At 65.7% G+C, this 19,552-nt stretch carries 16 protein-coding genes and 2 tRNA genes; 5 read left to right on the top strand and 13 right to left on the bottom strand.

Translation table 11 applies throughout. From position 1 onward, the window contains the following. Positions 1-24: 24 nt before the first annotated feature. A complete protein-coding gene (locus QOU61_RS04560; RefSeq protein WP_289656944.1) occupies positions 25-3,288 on the bottom strand; it encodes an efflux RND transporter permease subunit in 3,264 nt (1,087 codons plus the stop codon). 621 nt (positions 3,289-3,909) lie between these two features. Here QOU61_RS04560 and QOU61_RS04555 point away from each other — a divergent pair. Then, positions 3,910-5,484, top strand: coding sequence for an FAD-dependent monooxygenase (locus tag QOU61_RS04555; RefSeq protein ID WP_289656943.1), 1,575 nt, complete (start codon positions 3,910-3,912; stop codon positions 5,482-5,484). 88 nt (positions 5,485-5,572) lie between these two features. Here QOU61_RS04555 and QOU61_RS04550 read toward each other — a convergent pair. The 11 genes from QOU61_RS04550 to QOU61_RS04500 all read right to left on the bottom strand — a co-directional run bounded on the left by QOU61_RS04550 (position 5,573) and on the right by QOU61_RS04500 (position 14,184). After that, positions 5,573-5,648, bottom strand: a tRNA-Phe gene (locus tag QOU61_RS04550). A 127-nt stretch (positions 5,649-5,775) separates the two neighbouring features. Continuing rightward, a complete protein-coding gene (gene yacG / locus QOU61_RS04545) occupies positions 5,776-5,988 on the bottom strand; it encodes a DNA gyrase inhibitor YacG (protein ID WP_289656942.1) in 213 nt (70 codons plus the stop codon). A gap of 34 nt (positions 5,989-6,022) precedes the next feature. Next, a complete protein-coding gene (locus tag QOU61_RS04540; protein ID WP_289656941.1) occupies positions 6,023-6,655 on the bottom strand; it encodes a Maf-like protein in 633 nt (210 codons plus the stop codon). Between the two features lie 340 nt (positions 6,656-6,995). Then, on the bottom strand, positions 6,996-7,463 hold the full coding sequence (locus tag QOU61_RS04535; RefSeq protein WP_289656940.1) for an arsenate-mycothiol transferase ArsC: 468 nt from the start codon (positions 7,461-7,463) through the stop codon (positions 6,996-6,998). A gap of 6 nt (positions 7,464-7,469) precedes the next feature. After that, entirely contained in the window at positions 7,470-7,967 is a 498-nt protein-coding gene (locus QOU61_RS04530; RefSeq protein ID WP_289656939.1) for a UPF0262 family protein, read from the bottom strand. Next, a complete protein-coding gene (gene hisD / locus QOU61_RS04525) occupies positions 7,964-9,259 on the bottom strand; it encodes a histidinol dehydrogenase (protein WP_289656938.1) in 1,296 nt (431 codons plus the stop codon). Before hisD ends, QOU61_RS04530 begins: the two co-directional genes overlap by 4 nt. A gap of 192 nt (positions 9,260-9,451) precedes the next feature. Continuing rightward, a complete protein-coding gene (locus QOU61_RS04520) occupies positions 9,452-9,898 on the bottom strand; it encodes a DUF2948 family protein (RefSeq protein ID WP_289656937.1) in 447 nt (148 codons plus the stop codon). A 19-nt stretch (positions 9,899-9,917) separates the two neighbouring features. Beyond that, on the bottom strand, positions 9,918-11,207 hold the full coding sequence (gene murA, locus QOU61_RS04515; protein ID WP_289656936.1) for a UDP-N-acetylglucosamine 1-carboxyvinyltransferase: 1,290 nt from the start codon (positions 11,205-11,207) through the stop codon (positions 9,918-9,920). Positions 11,208-11,508: 301 nt separating this feature from the next. Then, positions 11,509-12,009 carry a hypothetical protein gene (locus QOU61_RS04510; protein ID WP_289656935.1) on the bottom strand — a complete coding sequence of 167 codons (501 nt, stop codon included), beginning with the start codon at positions 12,007-12,009 and terminating at the stop codon, positions 11,509-11,511. Between the two features lie 225 nt (positions 12,010-12,234). Then, a complete protein-coding gene (locus QOU61_RS04505) occupies positions 12,235-13,941 on the bottom strand; it encodes an FAD-dependent oxidoreductase (RefSeq protein WP_289656934.1) in 1,707 nt (568 codons plus the stop codon). Positions 13,942-13,974: 33 nt separating this feature from the next. Next, a complete protein-coding gene (locus tag QOU61_RS04500; RefSeq protein WP_289656933.1) occupies positions 13,975-14,184 on the bottom strand; it encodes a hypothetical protein in 210 nt (69 codons plus the stop codon). Between the two features lie 282 nt (positions 14,185-14,466). On the opposite strand from QOU61_RS04500, the gene QOU61_RS04495 reads away from it, so the two are divergent. Further along, positions 14,467-14,541: transfer RNA gene (locus tag QOU61_RS04495), tRNA-Thr, on the top strand. A 105-nt stretch (positions 14,542-14,646) separates the two neighbouring features. Here QOU61_RS04495 and QOU61_RS04490 read toward each other — a convergent pair. After that, the gene (locus tag QOU61_RS04490; RefSeq protein WP_289662255.1) at positions 14,647-15,546 is read right to left on the bottom strand and encodes an AAC(3) family N-acetyltransferase; all 900 of its coding nucleotides are present in this window, start codon (positions 15,544-15,546) and stop codon (positions 14,647-14,649) included. 189 nt (positions 15,547-15,735) lie between these two features. On the opposite strand from QOU61_RS04490, the gene QOU61_RS04480 reads away from it, so the two are divergent. The 3 genes from QOU61_RS04480 to QOU61_RS04470 all read left to right on the top strand — a co-directional run bounded on the left by QOU61_RS04480 (position 15,736) and on the right by QOU61_RS04470 (position 19,430). Next, a complete protein-coding gene (locus QOU61_RS04480; RefSeq protein ID WP_289656931.1) occupies positions 15,736-16,026 on the top strand; it encodes a helix-turn-helix domain-containing protein in 291 nt (96 codons plus the stop codon). Positions 16,027-16,379: 353 nt separating this feature from the next. Then, positions 16,380-17,108, top strand: coding sequence for an outer membrane protein (locus QOU61_RS04475; protein WP_289656930.1), 729 nt, complete (start codon positions 16,380-16,382; stop codon positions 17,106-17,108). 177 nt (positions 17,109-17,285) lie between these two features. Next, a complete protein-coding gene (locus tag QOU61_RS04470; protein ID WP_289656929.1) occupies positions 17,286-19,430 on the top strand; it encodes a methyl-accepting chemotaxis protein in 2,145 nt (714 codons plus the stop codon). Positions 19,431-19,552: the final 122 nt, after the last annotated feature.

Raw genomic sequence — 19,552 nt, 5'->3', positions numbered from 1 at the left:
CACCGGGCGCAACACGTCAGACCTTCACGGCGTTGTCCCGGCTTCGCCTTGCCCATCGGCCGGAGCAGGCGCTTCGGTATCGTCTGCGACTGGGGTTGCGTCTCGTGCAAGGAAAATTCGGCGCAGCGCAGGCGCAACCACCAGGAGGAGCAGCGGACCGATGAACATACCTCCGACCACCACCGTCGCCAGCGGCCGCTGCACCTGGCTGCCGATGCCGTGCGAGATGGCTGCCGGGAACAGTCCCACGCCTGCGGAAAGAGCCGTCATCAACATCGGTCGCATGCGCTGCTCGGCACCGCGAAACACCGCTTCGGCGACCGTCATGCCCTGCGCCCTGAGCTCGCGGAAATAGGTGATGTTGAGGATGCCATCCATGACGGCGACGCCGAACAGCGAGATGAAGCCGATCGCGGCGGAGACGCTGAAGTCGAGCCCGGCGAAATAAAGCGCGATCAGGCCGCCGCCGATCGCAAACGGAATGCCGGCAACCGCGAGCAGGCTGTCGCGCCAGGAGTTGAACAGGCCGTATAGCAGCACGAGGATCAGCAGCAACGTGATCGGCACCACCACCATCAGGCGCTTCTTCGCGGCTTGCAGATTGTCGAACTCGCCGGCCCAGATGATCTGGTAGCCGTTGGGCAGCTTCACCGCGTTCGCCACGCGCTCCTGGGCCTCGGCGACCGTGCTGCCGAGGTCGCGACCGCGGACGCTGAACTTGATCGGGATGTAGCGCTGGCTGCGCTCGCGATAGATGAAGGAGGCGCCGGTATCGAGCGAGATGTCGGCGAGCTCGCTCAAGGGAATGTAGGCATTGATGCCGGACGGCGTCTGGTAGGCGACCTTGACGGTACGGATCGCGTCGATGCTGCTGCGGTATTTGGGCTCGAGCCGGACCGCCAGCGCAAACTGCCGGTCGCCTTCGAGAATGGTGGTGGCGTTGGTGCCGCCCAGCGCCGCCTGCACCACCGCGTTGATGTCGCCGGTGTTGAGGCCGTAGCGCGCGGCCTTCTCGCGGTCGATCCTGATGTTGAGGTTGGGCTGGCCCTCCAGATGGAAAATGCCGAGGTCGGCGACGCCGCGGATCCTGGTCATCTCGGCCATCGCCTGGCTCGCAAGCCGCTCCAGCACGTCGAGGTTGGGGCCGACGATCTTGACAGAGTTGGCGCCCTTCACACCCGACAGCGCCTCCTCGACATTGTCCTGGATATATTGCGAGAAGTTGAAGTTGACGCCGGGCAGCTCGTCGGTGAGTTCGCGCTGGAGCTCCTCGGTGAGCTTCTCCTTCGTCAAATTGGCGGGCCATTCGTCGAACGGCTTGAGCGGCGCGAACAGCTCGACATTGGAGAAGGGCGAGGCGTCGCTGCCATTGTCGGGACGGCCGTGCTGCGACACCACGGTGATGACCTCGGGATGCCGCAGCAGGATTTCGCGCATCTTGCGCGTGGCATCGGTGCCCGCGTCCAGCGAGACGGTGGGCGGAAGCGAGGCCCTGATCCAGAAATTGCCTTCCTCGAGCGCGGGGAGGAATTCGCTGCCGAGCCGGGTTGCCGCGCCCACGCTGAGGGCAAGGAAGACAATCCCGAGGATGACGGCGGCGCGCAGATTGGCGAGCGCCCAGCGCAGCACCGGCGTGTAGGCCGCGCGGAGCGAGCGGACGATCCGCGTTTCCACTTCCTGCACTTCCTTCGGAAGCAGCAGCGACGCCAGCACTGGCGTGACGGTGAAGGTCGACAACAGCGCCCCGGCGAGTGCATAGCCGTAGGTGCGCGCCATCGGCCCGAAGATCTGACCCTCGACGCCCTGCATCGTGAACAGCGGCACGAACGCGGTCACCGTGATCGCCGCCGTGAAGAAGACCGCCTTGTCAACCTGCATGGCGCTCGCGAAGATAATGCGCAGCCGCGTCGGCCAGCGTGGGGCGTTGGGCCCGACGGCGGAGGTCGGATCGGGACCCCAATAGCCTTCGCCGAGCTGCTGCAGCAGCGTCCGCCGGTGCTCGGGCGTCGACTGGAAATTGCGGTAGATGTTCTCCATCATGATCACGGCGGAATCGACGATGATGCCGAAATCGACCGCGCCGAGCGACAGCAGGTTGGCGTCCTCACCCTGCAGCACCAGAAGGATGATGGCGAAGAACAGGGCGAGCGGAATGTTGGCGCTCACGATCACGGCGCTGCGCAGGTCGCCGAGAAAGACCCACTGGATCAGGAACACCAGCAGGCAGCCGAAGATCAGGTTGTGCAGCACCGTGCGGGTGGTCACGCCGACCAGCGAGCTGCGGTCGTAATACGGCACGATCCTGACCCCGGGCGGCAGGCTGCCGTCGCTGTTGAGCCTTTCGACCTCGGCCTCGACGCGCGGAATGATGTCGTTGGTGTGCTCGGTGCGCCGCATCACGACGATGGCCGCCACGATATCGTCCTGGTTGTCGCGGCCGGCAATGCCGAGCCGCGGCACGTAGCCCACCGAGACGGTCGCAACATCCTTGACCTGGATCGGAAGGCCGTTCGACTGCGTGAGGACAACGTTCTCGACGTCCCGCACGCGATAGCCCTTGGTGGCGTCGTCCGCGCCGCCGGAGTCGACGAGGCCGATGCCGCGGATGTTGACCGACTGCTGGCCGATCGAAATCTCGCGACCGCCGACATTGATGTTGGCGTTGCCGAGCGCGCTGATGAGCTGAGGCCCCGTGATGTTGTAGGCCTCGAGCTTCTCAAGGTCGGCATCGACGTTGAACTGCTTGGTGGTGCCGCCCCAGGAGTTGATCTGGGCCACGCCGGGAATCGTGAGCAGGCGGCGGGTGACGATATAGTCCTGCACCGTCCGCAGATTGGTCAGGCCGAAATGCGGCGGACCGACGATCTGGTAGCGGTAGATCTCGCCGACCAGGCTCGACGACTGGATCGTCGGCACCAGATTGCCGGGCAGGTTGACGTTCTGCTGCAGGCTGATCGAGGCCTGGGTGAGGGCAAAGAAATAGTCGGTGCCGTATTTGAAGGTGACGCGGACGAACGACAGGCCATAGAACGAGGTGGAGCGGATGTTGACGACGCCGGGCGTCGGATAGAGGCCGACCTCCATCGGGATGGTGTAGTACTTCTCCATCTCCTCGGCGGAAAGGCCGGGCGCCTGCGCGGTGATCTCGAGGATCACGGGCGCCGGGTTCGGATAGGCCTCGATGTTGAGCTTCGTGAAAGCCACGAGCCCGGCCGCGCAGAACACGATAACGCCGAGCACGACGATGGCGCTGCGCGTCAGTCCAAAGGCGAGGAGCGACTTAATCAAGCGACTGAGCTTGCATGATTGTGGCGTCCCGGGCGAAGCCTGGCTTGAGCGGCGCGATCGATGGGGCAGATGCTGCACGCGAAGGTCATGCAGCTTGCCGCGGGGCCGGCGATCTTCTCGTCGGTCACGATCGAGCTTTCCTAGCCCACTGCCCTTACACCTGCCTTACAGGTTGGACCTGTTCTCGCAGCCTCGCGCCTGCGTCGGCCCGGTATGCGCAAACCACGGCAGTGCGCAGCAGCATGCACGCGCAGCGCGACGCGCGACCTCGAACCATGCATCGCGATCAGATCTTGAACACGCGCCTTCCCGCGAGCGGCCGCCGTCGATATGGCGCGCGTGTCGTATTCAGCTCGCGCTCCGTCGCAGCCGCGCCGGATCGATCGGTCGTTGCGTGCGATCGAGAGCGCGAGCAGCGCATAGCTTCGGCAGGAACGTGAGGGGACAGCTTCATTGAAGCTGCGGCGGAATCGCCTCAGAAAGGACGAACGGCACCGGGGCCGAGAAAAGAATACCCGTCTCTCCCCACTCTAATATGTGGCGCGCAACGGGCTTGCTTCAAGACCCGCGTCATCCCGTAGAAAAGCCGACCGAAGCGAGAAACCTACGGAGTGACAAGAAATGTCCGTGCTGTTGTCGACGTGCGGTTCGCGCGCGGCCGAGTTGGTCGCCGCCGCGGAAACGACGGGAAGTGCGGCCGACCATGCAGTATTGATCGTCGGAGCAGGTCCCACCGGATTGGTGTTGGCAGGCGAGTTGGCGTTGGCGAAGGTCGACGTTGCCATTGTCGAGCGGCGCACCAGCCAGGACCTTGCCGGCTCGCGCGCAGGCGGTCTGCACTCGCGGACCATCGAGGTCCTCGATCAGCGCGGAATTGCCGATCGCTTCCTCTCTGAGGGGCAGAAGGCGCAGGTTGCCGGGTTCGCGGGGAATCGGCTGGACATCAGCGACTTTCCGACCCGGCACCCTTACGGGCTCGGGCTGCGGCAAAACCATATCGAGCGCATCCTCGCCGGGTGGATCGGTGAACTGGCGGTGCCCATCTATCGCGGCATCGAGGTGACGGGCTTCGCACAGGATGACTCCGGCGTCGACGTCGCGCTCGGTGACGGCGGGTCGCTGCGGGCGCAATATCTCGTCGGTTGCGACGGCGGACGCAGTCTGATCCGTAAAGTAGCCGGCATCGCGTTCCCGGGATCGGATCCGACCACCAGCAGCCTGATCGCCGAGGCCGAGCTGGCCGAGACGCCGGCGGAATGGGGCATCCACCGTGACGCCCTCGGCATTCATTCCCTGGGTAGGGTGGAATACGAGATTCGCGACGGCAAGGTGGTCTACGCGGATCGGGGACCGGTGGGAATTCTGGTGACCGAGCGGCAGGTCGGAGCCACCGGCGAGCCCACCTTGGCCGATCTCAGCGAGGCGCTGATCGCCGTCTACGGAACCGATTACGGGATACACAGTCCCACCTGGATCTCCCGGTTTACCGATGCCACCCGGCAGGCCGAAGCCTACCGCAAGGGACGGGTGCTGGTGGCCGGGGACGCCGCGCACATACATCCGCCCGACGGTGGACAGGGCCTTCAGACCGGTGTGCAGGATGCGGTGAATCTGGGATGGAAGCTGGCCCAGGTGGTCAAGCGGACAGCGCCGGAGAGCCTGCTGGACACCTATCACGCCGAGCGTCACCCGGTCGCTGCCCGGGTGTTGCGCAACACGATGGCCGCCGTCGCGCTTCGCCGCGAAGACGAACACACCAGGGCATTGCGCGACACAATGGCCGAGCTCCTCGGCATGCAGGAGCCTCGCAAGCGATTTGCTGCGATGCTGTCCGGGCTGGACATTCACTACGACCTTGGCGAGGGACACCCGCTGCTCGGGCGCCGCATGCCCGATCTCGACCTCGACACCGCCAACGGCCCGCGGCGAGTGTTCGCCCTGCTGCACGATGCCCGGCCGGTGCTGCTCAACCTCGGTGAGCCCGGAGGCTTCGACATCGCTCCATGGGCGGACCGGGTCCAAATGATCGACGCCAAATACGTCGGCGCGTGGGAGCTTCCGGCAATCGGGACGGTTGCTGCTCCGACCGCGGTGTTAATTCGGCCCGACGGCTATGTGGCTTGGGTGGGGGATGCAACCCGGCTCGGACTCGCTGACGCGCTGACCAGATCGTTCGGGCCTCCTGCCGCGGCATAACTGGACAGGTTTCCGGCGGCCTCTCGCTGATCCGCGGGCCGGCCCGGACGTCACTTCAGGTCGAAAACGAGGCTCGCAAAAGCCGGCATGGTGCCCAGGGGCGGAATCGAACCACCGACACTGCGATTTTCAGTCGCATGCTCTACCAACTGAGCTACCTGGGCATCCCGCCTGAGCCCAAGGCCCAACCGAGCGGGCGGTTTATAGTGGCCCCAAGCGGCGCTGTCCATGGCCTAAGGCCACCGCGGCGCACCGGCGCAGCCGATATCCCAAGCCATTCGAAAACCACGCCTATTCCACGTCGTCGGCGTCATCGGGGGCGCCCGGCACGACATAGGAGCCGGAAAGCCAGCGATTCAGGTCGACGCTGCGGCAGCGCGCGGAACAGAACGGGCGTGTCGCATGCGACGCCGGCTTGCCGCAGATCGGGCAGGATTTTGCCGTCGGGCTCTTATTGCGCGGGCCGGGTGCGGCCGGGACATGCTTGCCTGGATCGTCAGCCATCTTGTCCCGAGCCTACACCAATGCCGGGCCCGGCTCAGCCGGCATTGACGGCGCTGAGCCAGCCGAAGCGGATCGGAAAACCTTCGCCTGACAGCAGCGCGGTGGATTCATAGAGGGGCAGCCCCACGACGTTGGTGTAGGAGCCGACCATCTTCACCACGAAGGAACCGGCGATGCCCTGCACGGCGTAGCCACCGGCCTTGCCGCGCCATTCGCCGGAGCCGACATAGGCCTGAATGTCGTCCTCGGAGAGGCGCTTGAAGCGCACGCGGGTTTCCACCAGGCGCTGGCGAAAGCTTTCCTTTGGCGTCACCACGCAGATCGCGGTGTAGACGCGATGGTTGCGGCCCGAGAGCAGCCGCAGACATTGCGAGGCCTCGTCGACCAGATTGGCCTTGGGCAGGATACGCCGGCCGACCGCGACCACGGTGTCGGCGGCGAGGATGTAGGCGCCGCGCAGCTCGTCGTCGAGCTGCACCGATTTCAGCGCGGCATCCGCCTTCGCCCGCGCCAGGCGGTTGGCGCAGGCCCGCGGCAGCTCGCCCCGCCGCGGCGTCTCGTCGACGTCGGCCGGGCGCAGCGCATCCGGCTCGATCCCAGCCTGGTTGAGCAGCGCCAGGCGCCGTGGCGAACCGGAAGCAAGAACGAATTTGGGGCGGCCAAGCATGGGGAATTTGGGTGAAGAATCGGCGGGGTGAGCGGCGCGCGGAACGTATCGGATGGCACCCCGTTCCACAACCCGTTGTGGCCGCTTTCGAGGCGCGGGTGTTACAGGATTATGTCAACTGGACCGCCGCTATCGCGTTGGATTCGACGCTTCCAACCTCCCCTTGAAAAGGGTAGGTCGCTTTGCGCTGCGAGGCGCAAAGCGGGAGGGGATCGAACCGACACTCGTGGAAACGGTCAGCGTGAAGCTGACCCCCTCCCCGTCCCTGCCCCCTTCAGGGGGAGGGAGCACAGGTGAGGCCGCGGCACCAACTCAGTCTCTCGGCACAGACGAGAGCGCGTTACCCGCCCGCGGCCACGACCTTGGCAAAGCGGCGGCGGATGCGCAGCAACAGCCCGTCGCAGACCTCGCGATAGGCGGCAAGCTTCTGCTCGCGGGTGCCTTCCGTGCCGGTCGGATCATGCGTCGGCCAGTATTCGACATCGGCGGCGACCGTTCGCGTCAGATCCAGCGCCTTGTGGTGCGCCTCCGGCGACAGCGTGATGATGAGGTCGAAATTCAGCCCCTCCCAGTCCTCCAGTTCCTCGAAGGTGGTCGGCTTGTGGCCGGATATGTCCTGGCCGAGCTCGGCCATGACCGCGACCGCGAACGGATCGAGCTCGCCCTTCCTGACGCCTGCTGATTTGACGTAGAGCGCATGCGGGAACATATGCTGCAGCAGGCTTTCCGCCATCGGCGAACGGACGCTGTTCATGCCGCAGGCGAACAACACGGCTTGAGGATTGCGCGCGCGGTGAGGCGCATCCATCGAAGGTCAGCCCTTCCAGTGCAGCACGGTGATCAGCGTGAACAGGCGCCGCGCGGTCTCGAAATCGACCCGCACCTTGCCCTTCAGCCGTTCCTGCAGCGTGCGCGATCCCTCGTCATGGATGCCGCGCCGGCCCATGTCGATCGCCTCGATCTTGTCGGGCGTCGCGGTGCGGATCGCCTGGTAGTAGCTGTCGCAGATCATGAAATAGTCTTTGACGATGCGGCGAAACGGCGTCAGCGACAAAAGATGCGCCACCACTGGCGTGCCGTCCTCGCGGCGGATGTCGAACATCAGCCGGTTGCCGGTGATGCCGAGATGCAGCGTGAAGGGACCGATGCCATCGGCCGCGTCGGGCGCGAACAGGTTCTGCTCGATCAGGTCGTAGATCGCGATCGCGCGCTCATGCTCGATGTCGGGCCCGGAACGGCCGATCGACTCCTCGTCGAGCGTCACCGCGACGATGCGATTGCTGGAGTCATCCGGTGCGGGCGGCTTGCTCATGGGAGATTGAGGCGCATTCCAACCGAGCGCGAATGGGCTTCCAGTCCCTCGGCCTTGCCCAACGTCATCGCCGAAGGTCCGAGCGCACGCAACTGGTCGGGGCCGCATTTCAGGATCGAGGTCCGCTTCATGAAGTCGAGCACGCCGAGCCCCGAGGAGAACCGCGCCGAGCGCGCCGTCGGCAGCACGTGGTTGGAGCCGCCGACATAGTCGCCGATCGCCTCCGGCGTATGGGGGCCCAGGAAGATCGCGCCGGCGTTGCGGATTTGCGCCGCCAGCCGATCCGGATCGCGCGTCATGATCTCCAGATGCTCGGCGGCGATGGCGTTCGCGAGCGGCACCGCATCCGCGAGCTTCTCGACCAGGATGATGGCGCCGAAATCGTTCCAGGAGGCGGCGGCGATCTCGGCGCGCGGCAGCGTCGCGAGTTGCGCCGTGACCGCGCGCTCGACCTCGGAAGCGAGGCGCTCCGAATCGGTGATCAGGATCGACTGCGCGCTCGCATCATGCTCGGCCTGCGCCAGAAGATCGGCGGCGATCCAGCCAGCATTGCCGGTGTCGTCGGCAACGACCAGCACCTCGGAGGGGCCGGCGATCATGTCGATGCCGACCTTGCCGAACACCAGCCGCTTGGCGGCGGCGACATAGGCATTGCCGGGTCCGACGATCTTGGCCACCGGCGCGATCGTCGCGGTGCCGTAGGCGAGCGCGGCCACCGCCTGCGCGCCGCCGACGCGATAGATCTCGGAAACGCCGGCGAGATGCGCCGCCGCCAGCACCAGCGGATTGAGCCTGCCGTCGGGCGCCGGCACCACCATCACCACCCGCGCGACGCCGGCGACCCTGGCCGGCACCGCGTTCATCAGCACCGAGGACGGATAGGCCGCGGTGCCACCGGGAACGTAGAGCCCGACCGCATCGATCGCGCTCCAGCGCCAGCCGAGCTCGACCCCGAGGGAGTCGGTGAACCGCTCATCCTTCGGCATTTGCCTGACGTGGAAGCTCTCGATGCGATCGCGCGCGAATTCGAGCGCCTCCAGGGTCTTGGGATCGCAGGCCTTGACCGCCGCCTCGATCTCGGCTGCCGACACCCGCAAGCCGCCGGCCTCGAGCGCCAGCCGGTCGAACCGCCTGGTTGCCTCGATCAGCGCCGCGTCGCCGCGCCGGGCAACGTCATCGACGATCGTGCGCACGGCCGCCTCGACGTCGGCGGAGACTTCCCGCTTTGCCGCGAGAAATTGTCCGAATCGCTCGTCGAAATCGGCGCTGCTGCGGTCCAGTCGAAGGGGCATTGGCGGCTTCTTGTTGAAAATGCGTAACGCCTGTTCGGCGAGAGGCGGTCACCAGCCTTGCGGACAGAACCCGCGCCCGGCCGAAATCGTTTCCTCCTGCATGGCGCGCCGGCCAGTCGTCGTCAACCCTCGGAACTGCGCCGGCCCGGCGAGGCGCCACCGCCCCGGCATTCGCCGGGACGAAGCGGATGGTTAATCGTCCAGCCCGTCATCCGGATCGGCGGTACCGAGATCGTCCGGCCCGAGGTCCGTCAGCTCGCATTCCAGGCATTCGACATCAAGCCGCAGCGCCCCGCCCTGCGCGAACAGGAGCAGCGCGCTGCCGCCCGGCGCATCCTCCTCATGGAATTCGATCCCGATCAGGTCGAGCACGGTTTCCGGCGATTTGAGGTCGATGTTGCGCGCCTTGCAGGCGAGCACCCGGTCGAACCGCAACGCCGACACCAGGCGGCGCGGCGTGGTTTCCCCGGTCAGCGTCTGCTCCCAGTCGAGCCGGTTCATGCCGACCACCAGCCGCTTCTCGGCCTGCCGCCAGATGATGTCGCGGGTCTGCACCCGCGCATCCTGCACATGCGCCGAGACGATGGCGAGATCGTCGGCATCGAGCGCGATCAGCTTGAGGGGAGCGGGATCCGGCATGACAGGCTCGATGGCACGTTCAGTCGCTGATGCGCTGGATCGACGCCCCGCACGCCGACAGTTTTTCCTCCAGACGCTCGAACCCGCGGTCGAGATGATAGACGCGGTTGACCATGGTCTCGCCCTCGGCCGCAAGCCCGGCGATGACGAGCGAAACCGAGGCGCGCAGGTCGGTCGCCATGACCGGAGCGCCGCGCAGCCTGTCGACGCCGTGGATGGTGGCGGTCTCGCCGTCGAGCGATATCCTGGCGCCGAACCGCGCCAGTTCCTGCACATGCATGAAGCGGTTCTCGAAGATCGTCTCGGTGATCCGCGAGGAACCCTCTGCATTGACCATCAGCGCCATGAGCTGCGCCTGCAGGTCGGTGGGAAAGCCCGGGAATGGCGCGGTCGAAACCGTGACCGGGCGCAGCCCTGCGCCGTTGCGGGCGACCCGGATGCCATCGCCATTCACGGCGATCTCGACGCCGGCCTGCGTCAGCACGTCGAGCGCCGATTGCAAAAGCTCGGAGCGCGCTCCCAAGAGCTGCACGTCGCCACCGGTCATCGCCACCGCCATCGCATAGGTGCCGGCCTCGATGCGGTCCGGCAGCACGGTGTGACGGGCGCCATGGAGCTGATCGACACCCTCGACCACGATGCGCGGCGTGCCCGCGCCCGATATCCGGGCGCCCATCTTGTTGAGGCACGCGGCGACGTCGGCGACCTCCGGCTCGCAGGCGGCATTGTCGATCACGGTCGTGCCCCTGGCGAGGGTCGCTGCCATCAGGGCGACATGGGTGCCGCTGACCGTCACCTTGGGAAAATCGATCGCGTTGCCCTTGAGCCCGCCGGGCGCCTTGGCAACCACATAGCCGGCATCGATCGAGATGTCGGCGCCGAGCTGCTCCAGCGCCATGATGAGCAGATCCACCGGCCGCGTGCCGATGGCGCAGCCGCCCGGCAGCGACACCCGCGCCTCATGCATCCGCGCCAGCAGCGGCGCGATCACCCAGAAACTCGCGCGCATGCGCGACACCAGCTCGTAGGGGGCCGTGGTATCGATGACGTCGGCAGCGGAGATATGCAGGGTCTGGCCCTGATATGCGCGGTCACCGACGCGCTTGCCCTGCGCGGTGATGTCGACGCCGTGATTGCCGAGGATGCGCTGCAACTGCGCGACGTCGGCGAGCCGCGGCACGTTGTCGAGGATGAGCGTCTCTTCCGTGAGCAGGCCCGCGATCATCAGGGGAAGCGCGGCATTCTTGGCACCGGAAATCGGGATGGTGCCGTTGAGCTTGTGGCCGCCGGTGATGCGAATGCGATCCATTGCGGATTCCTGAAACTGGGCAGGCAGAAGAGGTCGGGTTGGCGGCAGAAGCCGGCAACTTTGCGGCTATTTGATGGGGTAGTGGCCCGATTCTAACATTCGCATCCCATTGCGGCTGGCTCTTTTGCGAATGTTAGAATCAAAAGGACCACTACCAGATTGTCGCTTCTAGTGGAGCTTTGGATTTGACGTTCGCATCAAGGAATCGCGGCGAGGGTAGCGAACGTCAAATCCGCTCCACTAGCCGTCTGCGTCAGGCAAGCGGCACCGCAAACCTGGGGACGGTCCGCGGCGAGCCCGTTCAGGCGAGCATTGCAGGACGAAAGCGCCGCCACACGCCGATGATCACGACCGCGAAGAATACCAGCACGACGACCTGCACCACGGCGAAGGGCGGCTCGCTCGGCGGCACGCTGGGCGCCAGCGCATGCAGCGCCGGGACCTTGAGGAACGCCTGGATCACCAGCACGAAGACGTTGAGATAGAGCGAGACCAGCGCCGTCAGCACATAGATCCAGAGCCACGGACCGGCGAGCTTCATCGCATAGAGTGCGAGACAGGCGATCGCGAGCAGCACCAGCGAGAGGATACCGACCATGTGCGAAGGCAGTAGCTCGGTGAACGGAAACAGGAAGCCGGTGGCGCTGGTCAGGATCGTGAACAGGAGGAAGATCGCGGTCAGTCCCGGCATCCATTTTCCACCCAGCATGCCGAACATGACGATGAAGCCAGAGGCGATCGCGATCAGGCTGATGATCACATGGACCATCGTGAAGGTAGCCAGGCTCATACCCAGGATCATGGTGTGCGCTCCCCATTGAGACGTCGTGCATGCTACGGCGTGACCCGGCAAATTGCCACAGCGCGCAAGCGCCAGAACTGGTTGAAAACACCATGGCGAACCGAACGCGCAATTTTCGAGCGGACGTCACCCTTGACGTCACCCCTGCAAGCCTCGTGCGATAAAGGGTTGAACCATCTTTGAAAAAGCGTGGCGCGCAGCGGGCAAGCGCCTCGACCGCGGCAGTCAGAGCACAGGCTTGGCGGCGTCGCCGAGAAAGCCGTGCAGCGCCGCCACCACCTGCGCGCCTTCGCCGATCGCGCCGCCAACCCGCTTGACCGAGCCCGAGCGGACGTCGCCCACGGCAAACACGCCGGGCACGCTCGTCTCGAGCGATCCCGCCGGCCGCCCTGCGCTGACGCCATCACCCATGCCGGTCAGCACAAAGCCGCCGCGATCGACCGAAACGCCGCAACCGTCGAGCCAGCCGGTAGCGGGATCGGCGCCAACGAACAGGAACAGGTTGCGAACCTCGCTCGTGAATAGCTCGGGCGACAGCCGGCTTTTCCACCGGATGCGCTCGAGCGAAGCCTGCTCGCCGCCTTCCAGCGCCACCACCTCGGCGTTGAAGATCAGCTCGATGTTCGGCGTCGCCTCGATGCGCTCGATGAGGTAGCGCGACATGCTGGCGCCCAGGCCTCCGCCGCGGATGATCATGGTGACCTTGCGCGCATGCCCCGACAGGAACACCGCCGCCTGCCCTGCGGAATTGCCGGCGCCCACCAGCGCCACCTCCTGCTGCGCGCACAGCCGCGCCTCCACCGGCGAGGCCCAGTACCAGACGCCGCGGCCCTCGAACCTGTCGAGGTTTTCGATGTCGGGCCGCCGGTAGCGCGCGCCGCTCGCGATCACGACCGAGCGCGAGCGCAAGGGCGTGCCGCAATCCAGCGTCAGCGCGAAGGCGCCGTCGTTGCGCGAGCAGTCGAGCGATTTCACGCTCATCGGGATCATGATGTCGGCGCCGAACTTCTGCGCCTGCGTGAAGGCGCGCCCCGCCAGCGCCTGGCCGGAAATGCCGGTGGGAAAGCCGAGATAGTTCTCGATGCGCGCGCTGGCGCCGGCCTGGCCGCCGAAGGCGCGGGTGTCGAGGACGGCGACCGAAAGGCCTTCGGAAGCTGCATAGACGGCGGTGGCAAGCCCGGCCGGACCACAGCCCACGATCGCGACATCATAGGTCTTGTCGCCGCGCGGTCCGATCATGCCGAGCGCGCGGGCGAGCTCGCCCTCGCTCGGATTGCGCAGCACCGTGCCGTCGGCGATGACCGCCAGCGGCCAATCCGACGGCGCGGGCGAATAGCGTGCGATCAGGTCGGCCGCGTCGCGGTCGCGCTCGGGATCGAGCAGATGGTGTGGAAAGCCGTTGCGGGTGAGGAAGCTCTGCAGGCGCGCCACGCCGGTCGAATCGGACGGGCCGATCAGGACCGGGCCGCCGACGCCACCCTGGATCAAATTGACCCGCCGCAGGATCAGCGCGCGCATGATGCGCTCGCCGAGATCGGCCTCGGCAACCAGCAGCGCACGCAGCTTGTCCGGTGGAATCAGCAGCGTCTCGACGTCGCCCTCGGCGTGACCGTCGACCAGCGCGACGCGCCCCGAAAGCTGCCCGCTCTCGGCGATGAATTGGCCCGGCCCCTGATCGACGACGGGCGTGACATGGCCGAGGCCGTCGCGCTCGGTGATCGCGACGTGGCCCGACAGTACCACGAACATGCCGCGCCCGGGCTTTCCGGTCTCGAACAGGCATTCACCGTGCTTGAACGTCCTGATCTCGCCGAAACGGCGCATGCGCGCGATTTCAGCCGGCGTCAGCGTCGGAAATGTCTGCTCGGGCCGCGAAAAAACCCGCACCGAAACCGCGCCGCTCGCGCCTGCCGTCCTGCTTTCGACTGCCATCCCCGCCTCTCGTCTTTAGATCAGGCGCACGCCCTATCGGCCTGGCTTGTCGCCGGCCTTCCCTTCTAGGGGTGTTTCGTGATCGTTCGAAGGCATGCCGCCTTGCTCGCGTTCGCGTGCCTGCGATTTTCGCCGCTTCAGGTTCTCGCGCAAGGCCAGCTTCAACCGGTCCTGTCGCGAGTCCTTTCGCTGTGACTGACCCTCGTTGTTGTCGTTCTTGCCCATTGGTGTCTTGTCCATCATCGTCGCGTTTTGCCGCGGAGGATGACCCGGCCCGGGGGCGCCAGCCATCGCGTGTTCCACGCACCCGGCAATCGCCCATCCGGGCAGCTCGCCGCCAAGCCCGTGCGGAACCCAATTCGCAAAACAGACCCCCGGGAAATGGAGGCTCCCAGCTGCAGTCGGGGCCTGATTTGCGGCCGCCTTCCGGGACCGCTACCTGCTTGCGCAGCCTAGCACCTTGTGGCAAGGATCGGCCGCCGTGTGGAGCCCCTTTGGGCCCGATTCTCGTGAAGCCTCACGTCTGCTGCCGTAGCTCAGTGGTAGAGCACTCCCTTGGTAAGGGAGAGGTCGACAGTTCAATCCTGTCCGGCAGCACCAGCAATGTCCCTGCGACATCATCAACTTACTGAACATGTTGAGCCTTTCGCCGGCATCAAGGGCGATTCTCGCGAAGCGGCGAAAGCATTGCTGCGTCACGTTCGCTTAGCCGCGCTCGCCGTCTTTAGCTGACGCGGGGTCTGGCCTTGATGACCAGATGCTGACGGCATGCTCGACGAGCCGCCGCATGTCGACGAGGACACCCCGGCCCTCACCCAGCGGACCGATCGCAGCCATCCCTGCCTGCAACGCGCTGACCCCGACCGGAACGAAGTGTTCGCTATCCATCAGACGCGGAACGTCGAACGAAACCCACTGCCTCTTGCCGTCAATCAAAAGCGGCGCACCTTCCTGCAGTTTGGGTCGGTCTGCCCATACCATCTGCTCCGCGAGGTGTAACGCGGTACATTTGTCGAAATCGACACCCATCAGAAGGACCTTCGCCCCGAGCCTGTAGAGCGTGCCCAGGGGAGAGCTTGCGCCCAGCGGGTCGTCCAATTTGTGACCACTCACAACCTGCGCCGCCAACGGGCCAACCGCTGCAAACGAAGTTGAGGGGTGATCGCTGCGAACAGCTCCAGGCCAGCAGCGAAACAGCTCCGCGATGCATCCCATATCTCGTGTCGGCGTAATATGCGGGTCGTAGACTGGCATGGTGTCGCGGATCGTGTTCCGCCACGCTTCGGGAACGGATGGCGCCCTCCAATTGTCGGGATTTGTGAGGTTAGCCGACTGCGCCGGCATGACGATGGTACCGCCCTCGCCTGCTATCCGGAGCAAGGCCTGGATGGCGGCGACGGGACCTCCGTTGACCCAACCAAGCGAACTGAGCGACGCGTGAACGAGCACGAGGTCGCCGGCCCGAAGCCCCAACGCGCATAAGTCTTCGACGAGGCTACCCACTGTGACAGGCGCGCTCGTCCGAGCGATTTGCTCTTCTTCAGTCATCGGAATGGAAACTCGAATGTCGCTGTCGTAACGTCGCAGAATATCATTACTTTCCATCAAGGACGGGCGTGCCATCCTGCTCGAGCGAACCACTCCTGGTCGTTCTCGCGCAAGCATGGCAGAGAGTGGAATAGATGATGAGGCGAGCGTGATCCTCCGCGAAACCGTCGCGGAGCTTCACAGTTCGTCGCTGCACGACAACGGAAACCGATTCGGATGACAGGCGCCGAACTGAAGCAGCTTCGATTGGATTTGAGCGAGGCGATCGGCCGCACCCTGTCGGCCACCGACATGGCGAAGCTGTGCGGTCTGCCCGCGGCCGACGGCCCCGACACCATTCGCCGCTGGGAAATCTCTGGCCCGAGCGGGACGGCGGCGGAATTGCTCCGCATTCTCGCCATGGCGAGCGAGCGCTATCCGATCCTGGACAATTTCAACATCTTCGACCGCCATGACGTGCGCGAGCAGGATCGCCCCGCGCGGCGCGCGGCGTTTCGCGCGAACATGCGTGACGAAGTGCGCCGCCGGCTTGGCTAAAGCGCAACGGCATCAGGTCGAAGCACCATCGCGCTGTAGCTTGTCGTTTGCGCATGATCTCCGCGCAAACGCGTTCCGCGTTTGTCGCGAGGGAAAGCCGCTGCACACTTTTCCGGATCATGCGCTAGGACGATGTTACCGCGGCGTCCGTGCGGGCCTTTCCAAATTAAGGCTTCTTTTAGCTTTCATTAAGGCCCCATTAAGCACGGAAAATACTTGTTCCTCAATATGTTGGGTTACGGCTTGGTGTGGCCCTGAGGTGACAGCTTTTTATTCAAATTCTGTCTAATTGCGCGCCATGGACGGCACGCGGGAAGCGGCGCCTCTGGAATGATCCTTTGGAGACAAGACCAATGAAGAAGATTCTGCTCGCTACTGTGGCGCTCGTCGCTCTCGGCGCGACCGTGCCAGCACTTGCTGCCGACCTCGGCGCACGCGCTCCCTACTACAACAAGGCTCCCGCCTATGCGGCGCCGATCTACAACTGGACCGGCTTCTATATCGGCGGCCATCTCGGTGGCGCGTTCTCGTCGAGCAACAACTTCAACGGCCTGACCACCGGCAGCAACTCGAACGGCCGCTTCCTCGGCGGCGTGCAGGCCGGCTACGACTGGCAGTTCGCCCCGAACTGGGTGCTCGGCGTCGAAGGCCAGTACAGCTGGCTCTCCGGCAATGTCGGCGCGATCTTCCCGAACGGCTTCGCCTACAACAACAACCAGCGTGGCATCGGCTCGGTCACCGGCCGCGTCGGCTACACCTGGGGTCCGGCCCTGCTCTACGTGAAGGGCGGCTACGCCTTCTCCGACAACAACGAGACCGTGACCTTCCTCGGTGCGCCGACCGCGTTCGCGATCAACGGCAACCATCGCGACGGCTACACCGTCGGCGCCGGCCTCGAATACATGTTCGCCCAGAACTGGTCGGCCAAGGTCGAATACCAGTACTACAACTTCGGCGACTCGAACTTCGTCGTTCCGGGCGCGCTGGCGCCGTTCGGCCGCTTCACCACCGACGACCACACCATCAAGGCCGGCATCAACTACCGCTTCAACTGGGGTGGCCCGGTCGTCGCCAAGTATTGAGACAAAGACCGATCGCAGCACTTAATCGGCGCGATCACCCAGAAAATTGCGGAAAGGCCGGCGTCACGCCGGCCTTTTTGTTTGGAGGCCCGGCACTTTCCCAACTTTTTAACCAGGTAACGCGATACTGCCGGCCCGGCCGATCAGGACGATCGGCAGCTTTGGAGGCAGAAGGCCATGGCGGGACGAAAGAGCGCGGGCAAATCCGGCTGGTTTGGCTTCCTGAGGCCGCAATGGGGCGTCAGGGGCAGCCTGTTCGCCGCCTTCGCCGTCATCGCCGGCATGGCCATCATCATTTCCGCCGGCGCCGGCCTTGAGCTGCGCCATATCGGCGAGACCATGCTCGACCTCTCCGGGCGCGATATCCCCCGCCTTGCGGCCAGCCTGCAATTGTCGGCGCAGAGCGCCGGCCTCGCCGCCCAGGGACCGGCGCTGCTCGCCGCGCCGGGCGCGGACGCGCTGAATGAGCGCGTCAAGAAGATCGAGGAGATCCAGAAGGGCACGCTGGACAAGCTCGGCGAGATCATCGAGCTCGGCGCCGACAGGAACGTCGCCGCGGCGCTCGGCGAAACGGTCAAGAGCATCGACGAGGCGACCAAAAGCCTGGTGTCGGCCGCCCGCGAGCGGCTGGAGGCCGCCGCCGAGCATGACCGGCGCTACGCGGCGCTGCGCGCGGCGCAGGCCGCCTTCGTCGCCGCCGCGAGCCCCGCGATGCTCGACGTCCAGACCCAGCTCAACGCCATCCTCGGCTCCGCCAATCTTTCCGCCGACGACGCGACGGAGGCGGCGCGCATGGTCGAGCAGCTCGGCAACGTGATCGCGAACGGCAACCTGGCCGCAGCCGACATGACCGCGGCGCTCTCGGCCAACAACAGCGACACGCTGGACGCGATCGAGAAGCAGTTCAAGGAGACCGAGGCGCAGGTCAAGTCGAACCTCGAGCTGCTGCCGAAGAACAGCAGCAACCGCGCGCTCGGCGAGGCCGCGATGAAGCTGCTCGCGCTCGGCGAGGGCAAGAACCGCATCTTCAAGGTGCGCCAGAAGGAGCTCGACGCCAGCGACTACGGCCAGACCGTGCTGGAGGAGACGCGCAAGCTCAACGTCGGGCTCGGCATCAGCGTGCAGCAGCTCGTCGACGGCGTGCAGGGCGACACCAACACCTCGACCTTCCAGGCGCGCAAGGAGATTTCCCTGGCGACGCTGGTGATGATCGCGCTCGGGGCGTCGACCCTGCTCGGCTCGATCCTGTTCGTGTGGCGCTACGTCGGCGGCAACATCCTGCGGCGGATCAAGAGCCTGCAGCGCTCGATGCAGCTGTTGTCGGACGGCGACCTCGAATCGGAGATCTATCAGAGCCACCAGCACGACGAGATCGCCTCGATGGCAAACGCGCTGCAGGTGTTCCGCGAGAGCATGATCGAGGGCCGCGCGCTCTCCGCCGCGCAGGACAAGGACCGCGCCGCCAAGGCTGAGCGCGCCTCGCGCATGGAGGCGCGCATCGTCGAGTTCGAGCGCACCGTGCGCGCCGCGCTCGACAATCTGCAGCAGTCCGCCGATTCGATGCAGACCACGGCGCAGAGCATGGCGGCGACCGCCGACCAGTCGAGCGCCCTGGTGAGCGCGGTGGCGTCCGCGGCGGAAGAGACCTCGGTCAACGTGCAGACGGTATCGACCGGCACCGAAGAGCTGTCGTCGTCGATAGCAGAGATCGGCCGCCAGGTCGTCACCTCGGCCGCGGTCGCCGGCAAGGCGGTGGAGGAGGCAAGCGCCACCGACACCACGGTGCAGGGGCTGGCCGACAATGCGGGCCGCATCTCGGTCGTGGTCGACCTGATCCAGGTGATCGCCTCGCAGACCAATCTGCTCGCGCTCAACGCCACCATCGAGGCGGCGCGCGCCGGCGAAGCCGGCCGCGGCTTTGCCGTGGTCGCGGCCGAGGTGAAGAACCTCGCCAACCAGACCGCCAAGGCGACCGACGAGATCCGCGCCCAGATCGCCAGCATGCAGCAGGTGACGACGTCGGCGGTCGGCGCCATCAGGAACATCGGCGGCACCATCGGCGAGATCAACCAGGTGACCACGGCGATCGCCGCCGCGGTCGAGGAGCAGAGCGCGGCGACCCGCGAGATCGCCCGCAACATCCAGCATGCCGCCGCCGGCACCAAGGACGTCTCCAGCAACATCGTCGGCGTTGCCGCGGCATCTTCCGAGGCCGGCCGCGCCGCCTCCGACGTGCTCGGCGCCTCCGAGGCGCTGCGCCGCGAGGCCGACACGCTGCGCGGGGAGATCGACGCGTTCCTCACCAACATCCGCGCGGCCTAAAGCACGATGAGATTAGGTTGAATCGTCATCGCGCTTTCGGTTTTTGATTGAGCATGATCTCCGCGCAAACGCGTTCCGCGTTGGTCGCGAGGGAAAACCGGTGCACACTTTTCCGGATCATG

The organism is Bradyrhizobium sp. NP1 (assembly GCF_030378205.1).
In the GTDB taxonomy this organism is placed as follows: domain Bacteria; phylum Pseudomonadota; class Alphaproteobacteria; order Rhizobiales; family Xanthobacteraceae; genus Bradyrhizobium.
This window is presented reverse-complemented; position numbering and strand designations above follow the sequence as displayed.

Coding starts and splice junctions, on each gene's coding strand:
- QOU61_RS04555 (WP_289656943.1), top strand. CDS start 3,910: ATGTCCGTGCTGTTGTCGACGTGCGGTTCGCGCGCGGCCGAGTTGGTC.
- yacG (WP_289656942.1), bottom strand. CDS start 5,988: ATGGCTGACGATCCAGGCAAGCATGTCCCGGCCGCACCCGGCCCGCGC.
- QOU61_RS04540 (WP_289656941.1), bottom strand. CDS start 6,655: ATGCTTGGCCGCCCCAAATTCGTTCTTGCTTCCGGTTCGCCACGGCGC.
- QOU61_RS04535 (WP_289656940.1), bottom strand. CDS start 7,463: ATGGATGCGCCTCACCGCGCGCGCAATCCTCAAGCCGTGTTGTTCGCC.
- QOU61_RS04530 (WP_289656939.1), bottom strand. CDS start 7,967: ATGAGCAAGCCGCCCGCACCGGATGACTCCAGCAATCGCATCGTCGCG.
- hisD (WP_289656938.1), bottom strand. CDS start 9,259: ATGCCCCTTCGACTGGACCGCAGCAGCGCCGATTTCGACGAGCGATTC.
- QOU61_RS04520 (WP_289656937.1), bottom strand. CDS start 9,898: ATGCCGGATCCCGCTCCCCTCAAGCTGATCGCGCTCGATGCCGACGAT.
- murA (WP_289656936.1), bottom strand. CDS start 11,207: ATGGATCGCATTCGCATCACCGGCGGCCACAAGCTCAACGGCACCATC.
- QOU61_RS04510 (WP_289656935.1), bottom strand. CDS start 12,009: ATGATCCTGGGTATGAGCCTGGCTACCTTCACGATGGTCCATGTGATC.
- QOU61_RS04505 (WP_289656934.1), bottom strand. CDS start 13,941: ATGGCAGTCGAAAGCAGGACGGCAGGCGCGAGCGGCGCGGTTTCGGTG.
- QOU61_RS04500 (WP_289656933.1), bottom strand. CDS start 14,184: ATGATGGACAAGACACCAATGGGCAAGAACGACAACAACGAGGGTCAG.
- QOU61_RS04490 (WP_289662255.1), bottom strand. CDS start 15,546: ATGGAAAGTAATGATATTCTGCGACGTTACGACAGCGACATTCGAGTT.
- QOU61_RS04475 (WP_289656930.1), top strand. CDS start 16,380: ATGAAGAAGATTCTGCTCGCTACTGTGGCGCTCGTCGCTCTCGGCGCG.
- QOU61_RS04470 (WP_289656929.1), top strand. CDS start 17,286: ATGGCGGGACGAAAGAGCGCGGGCAAATCCGGCTGGTTTGGCTTCCTG.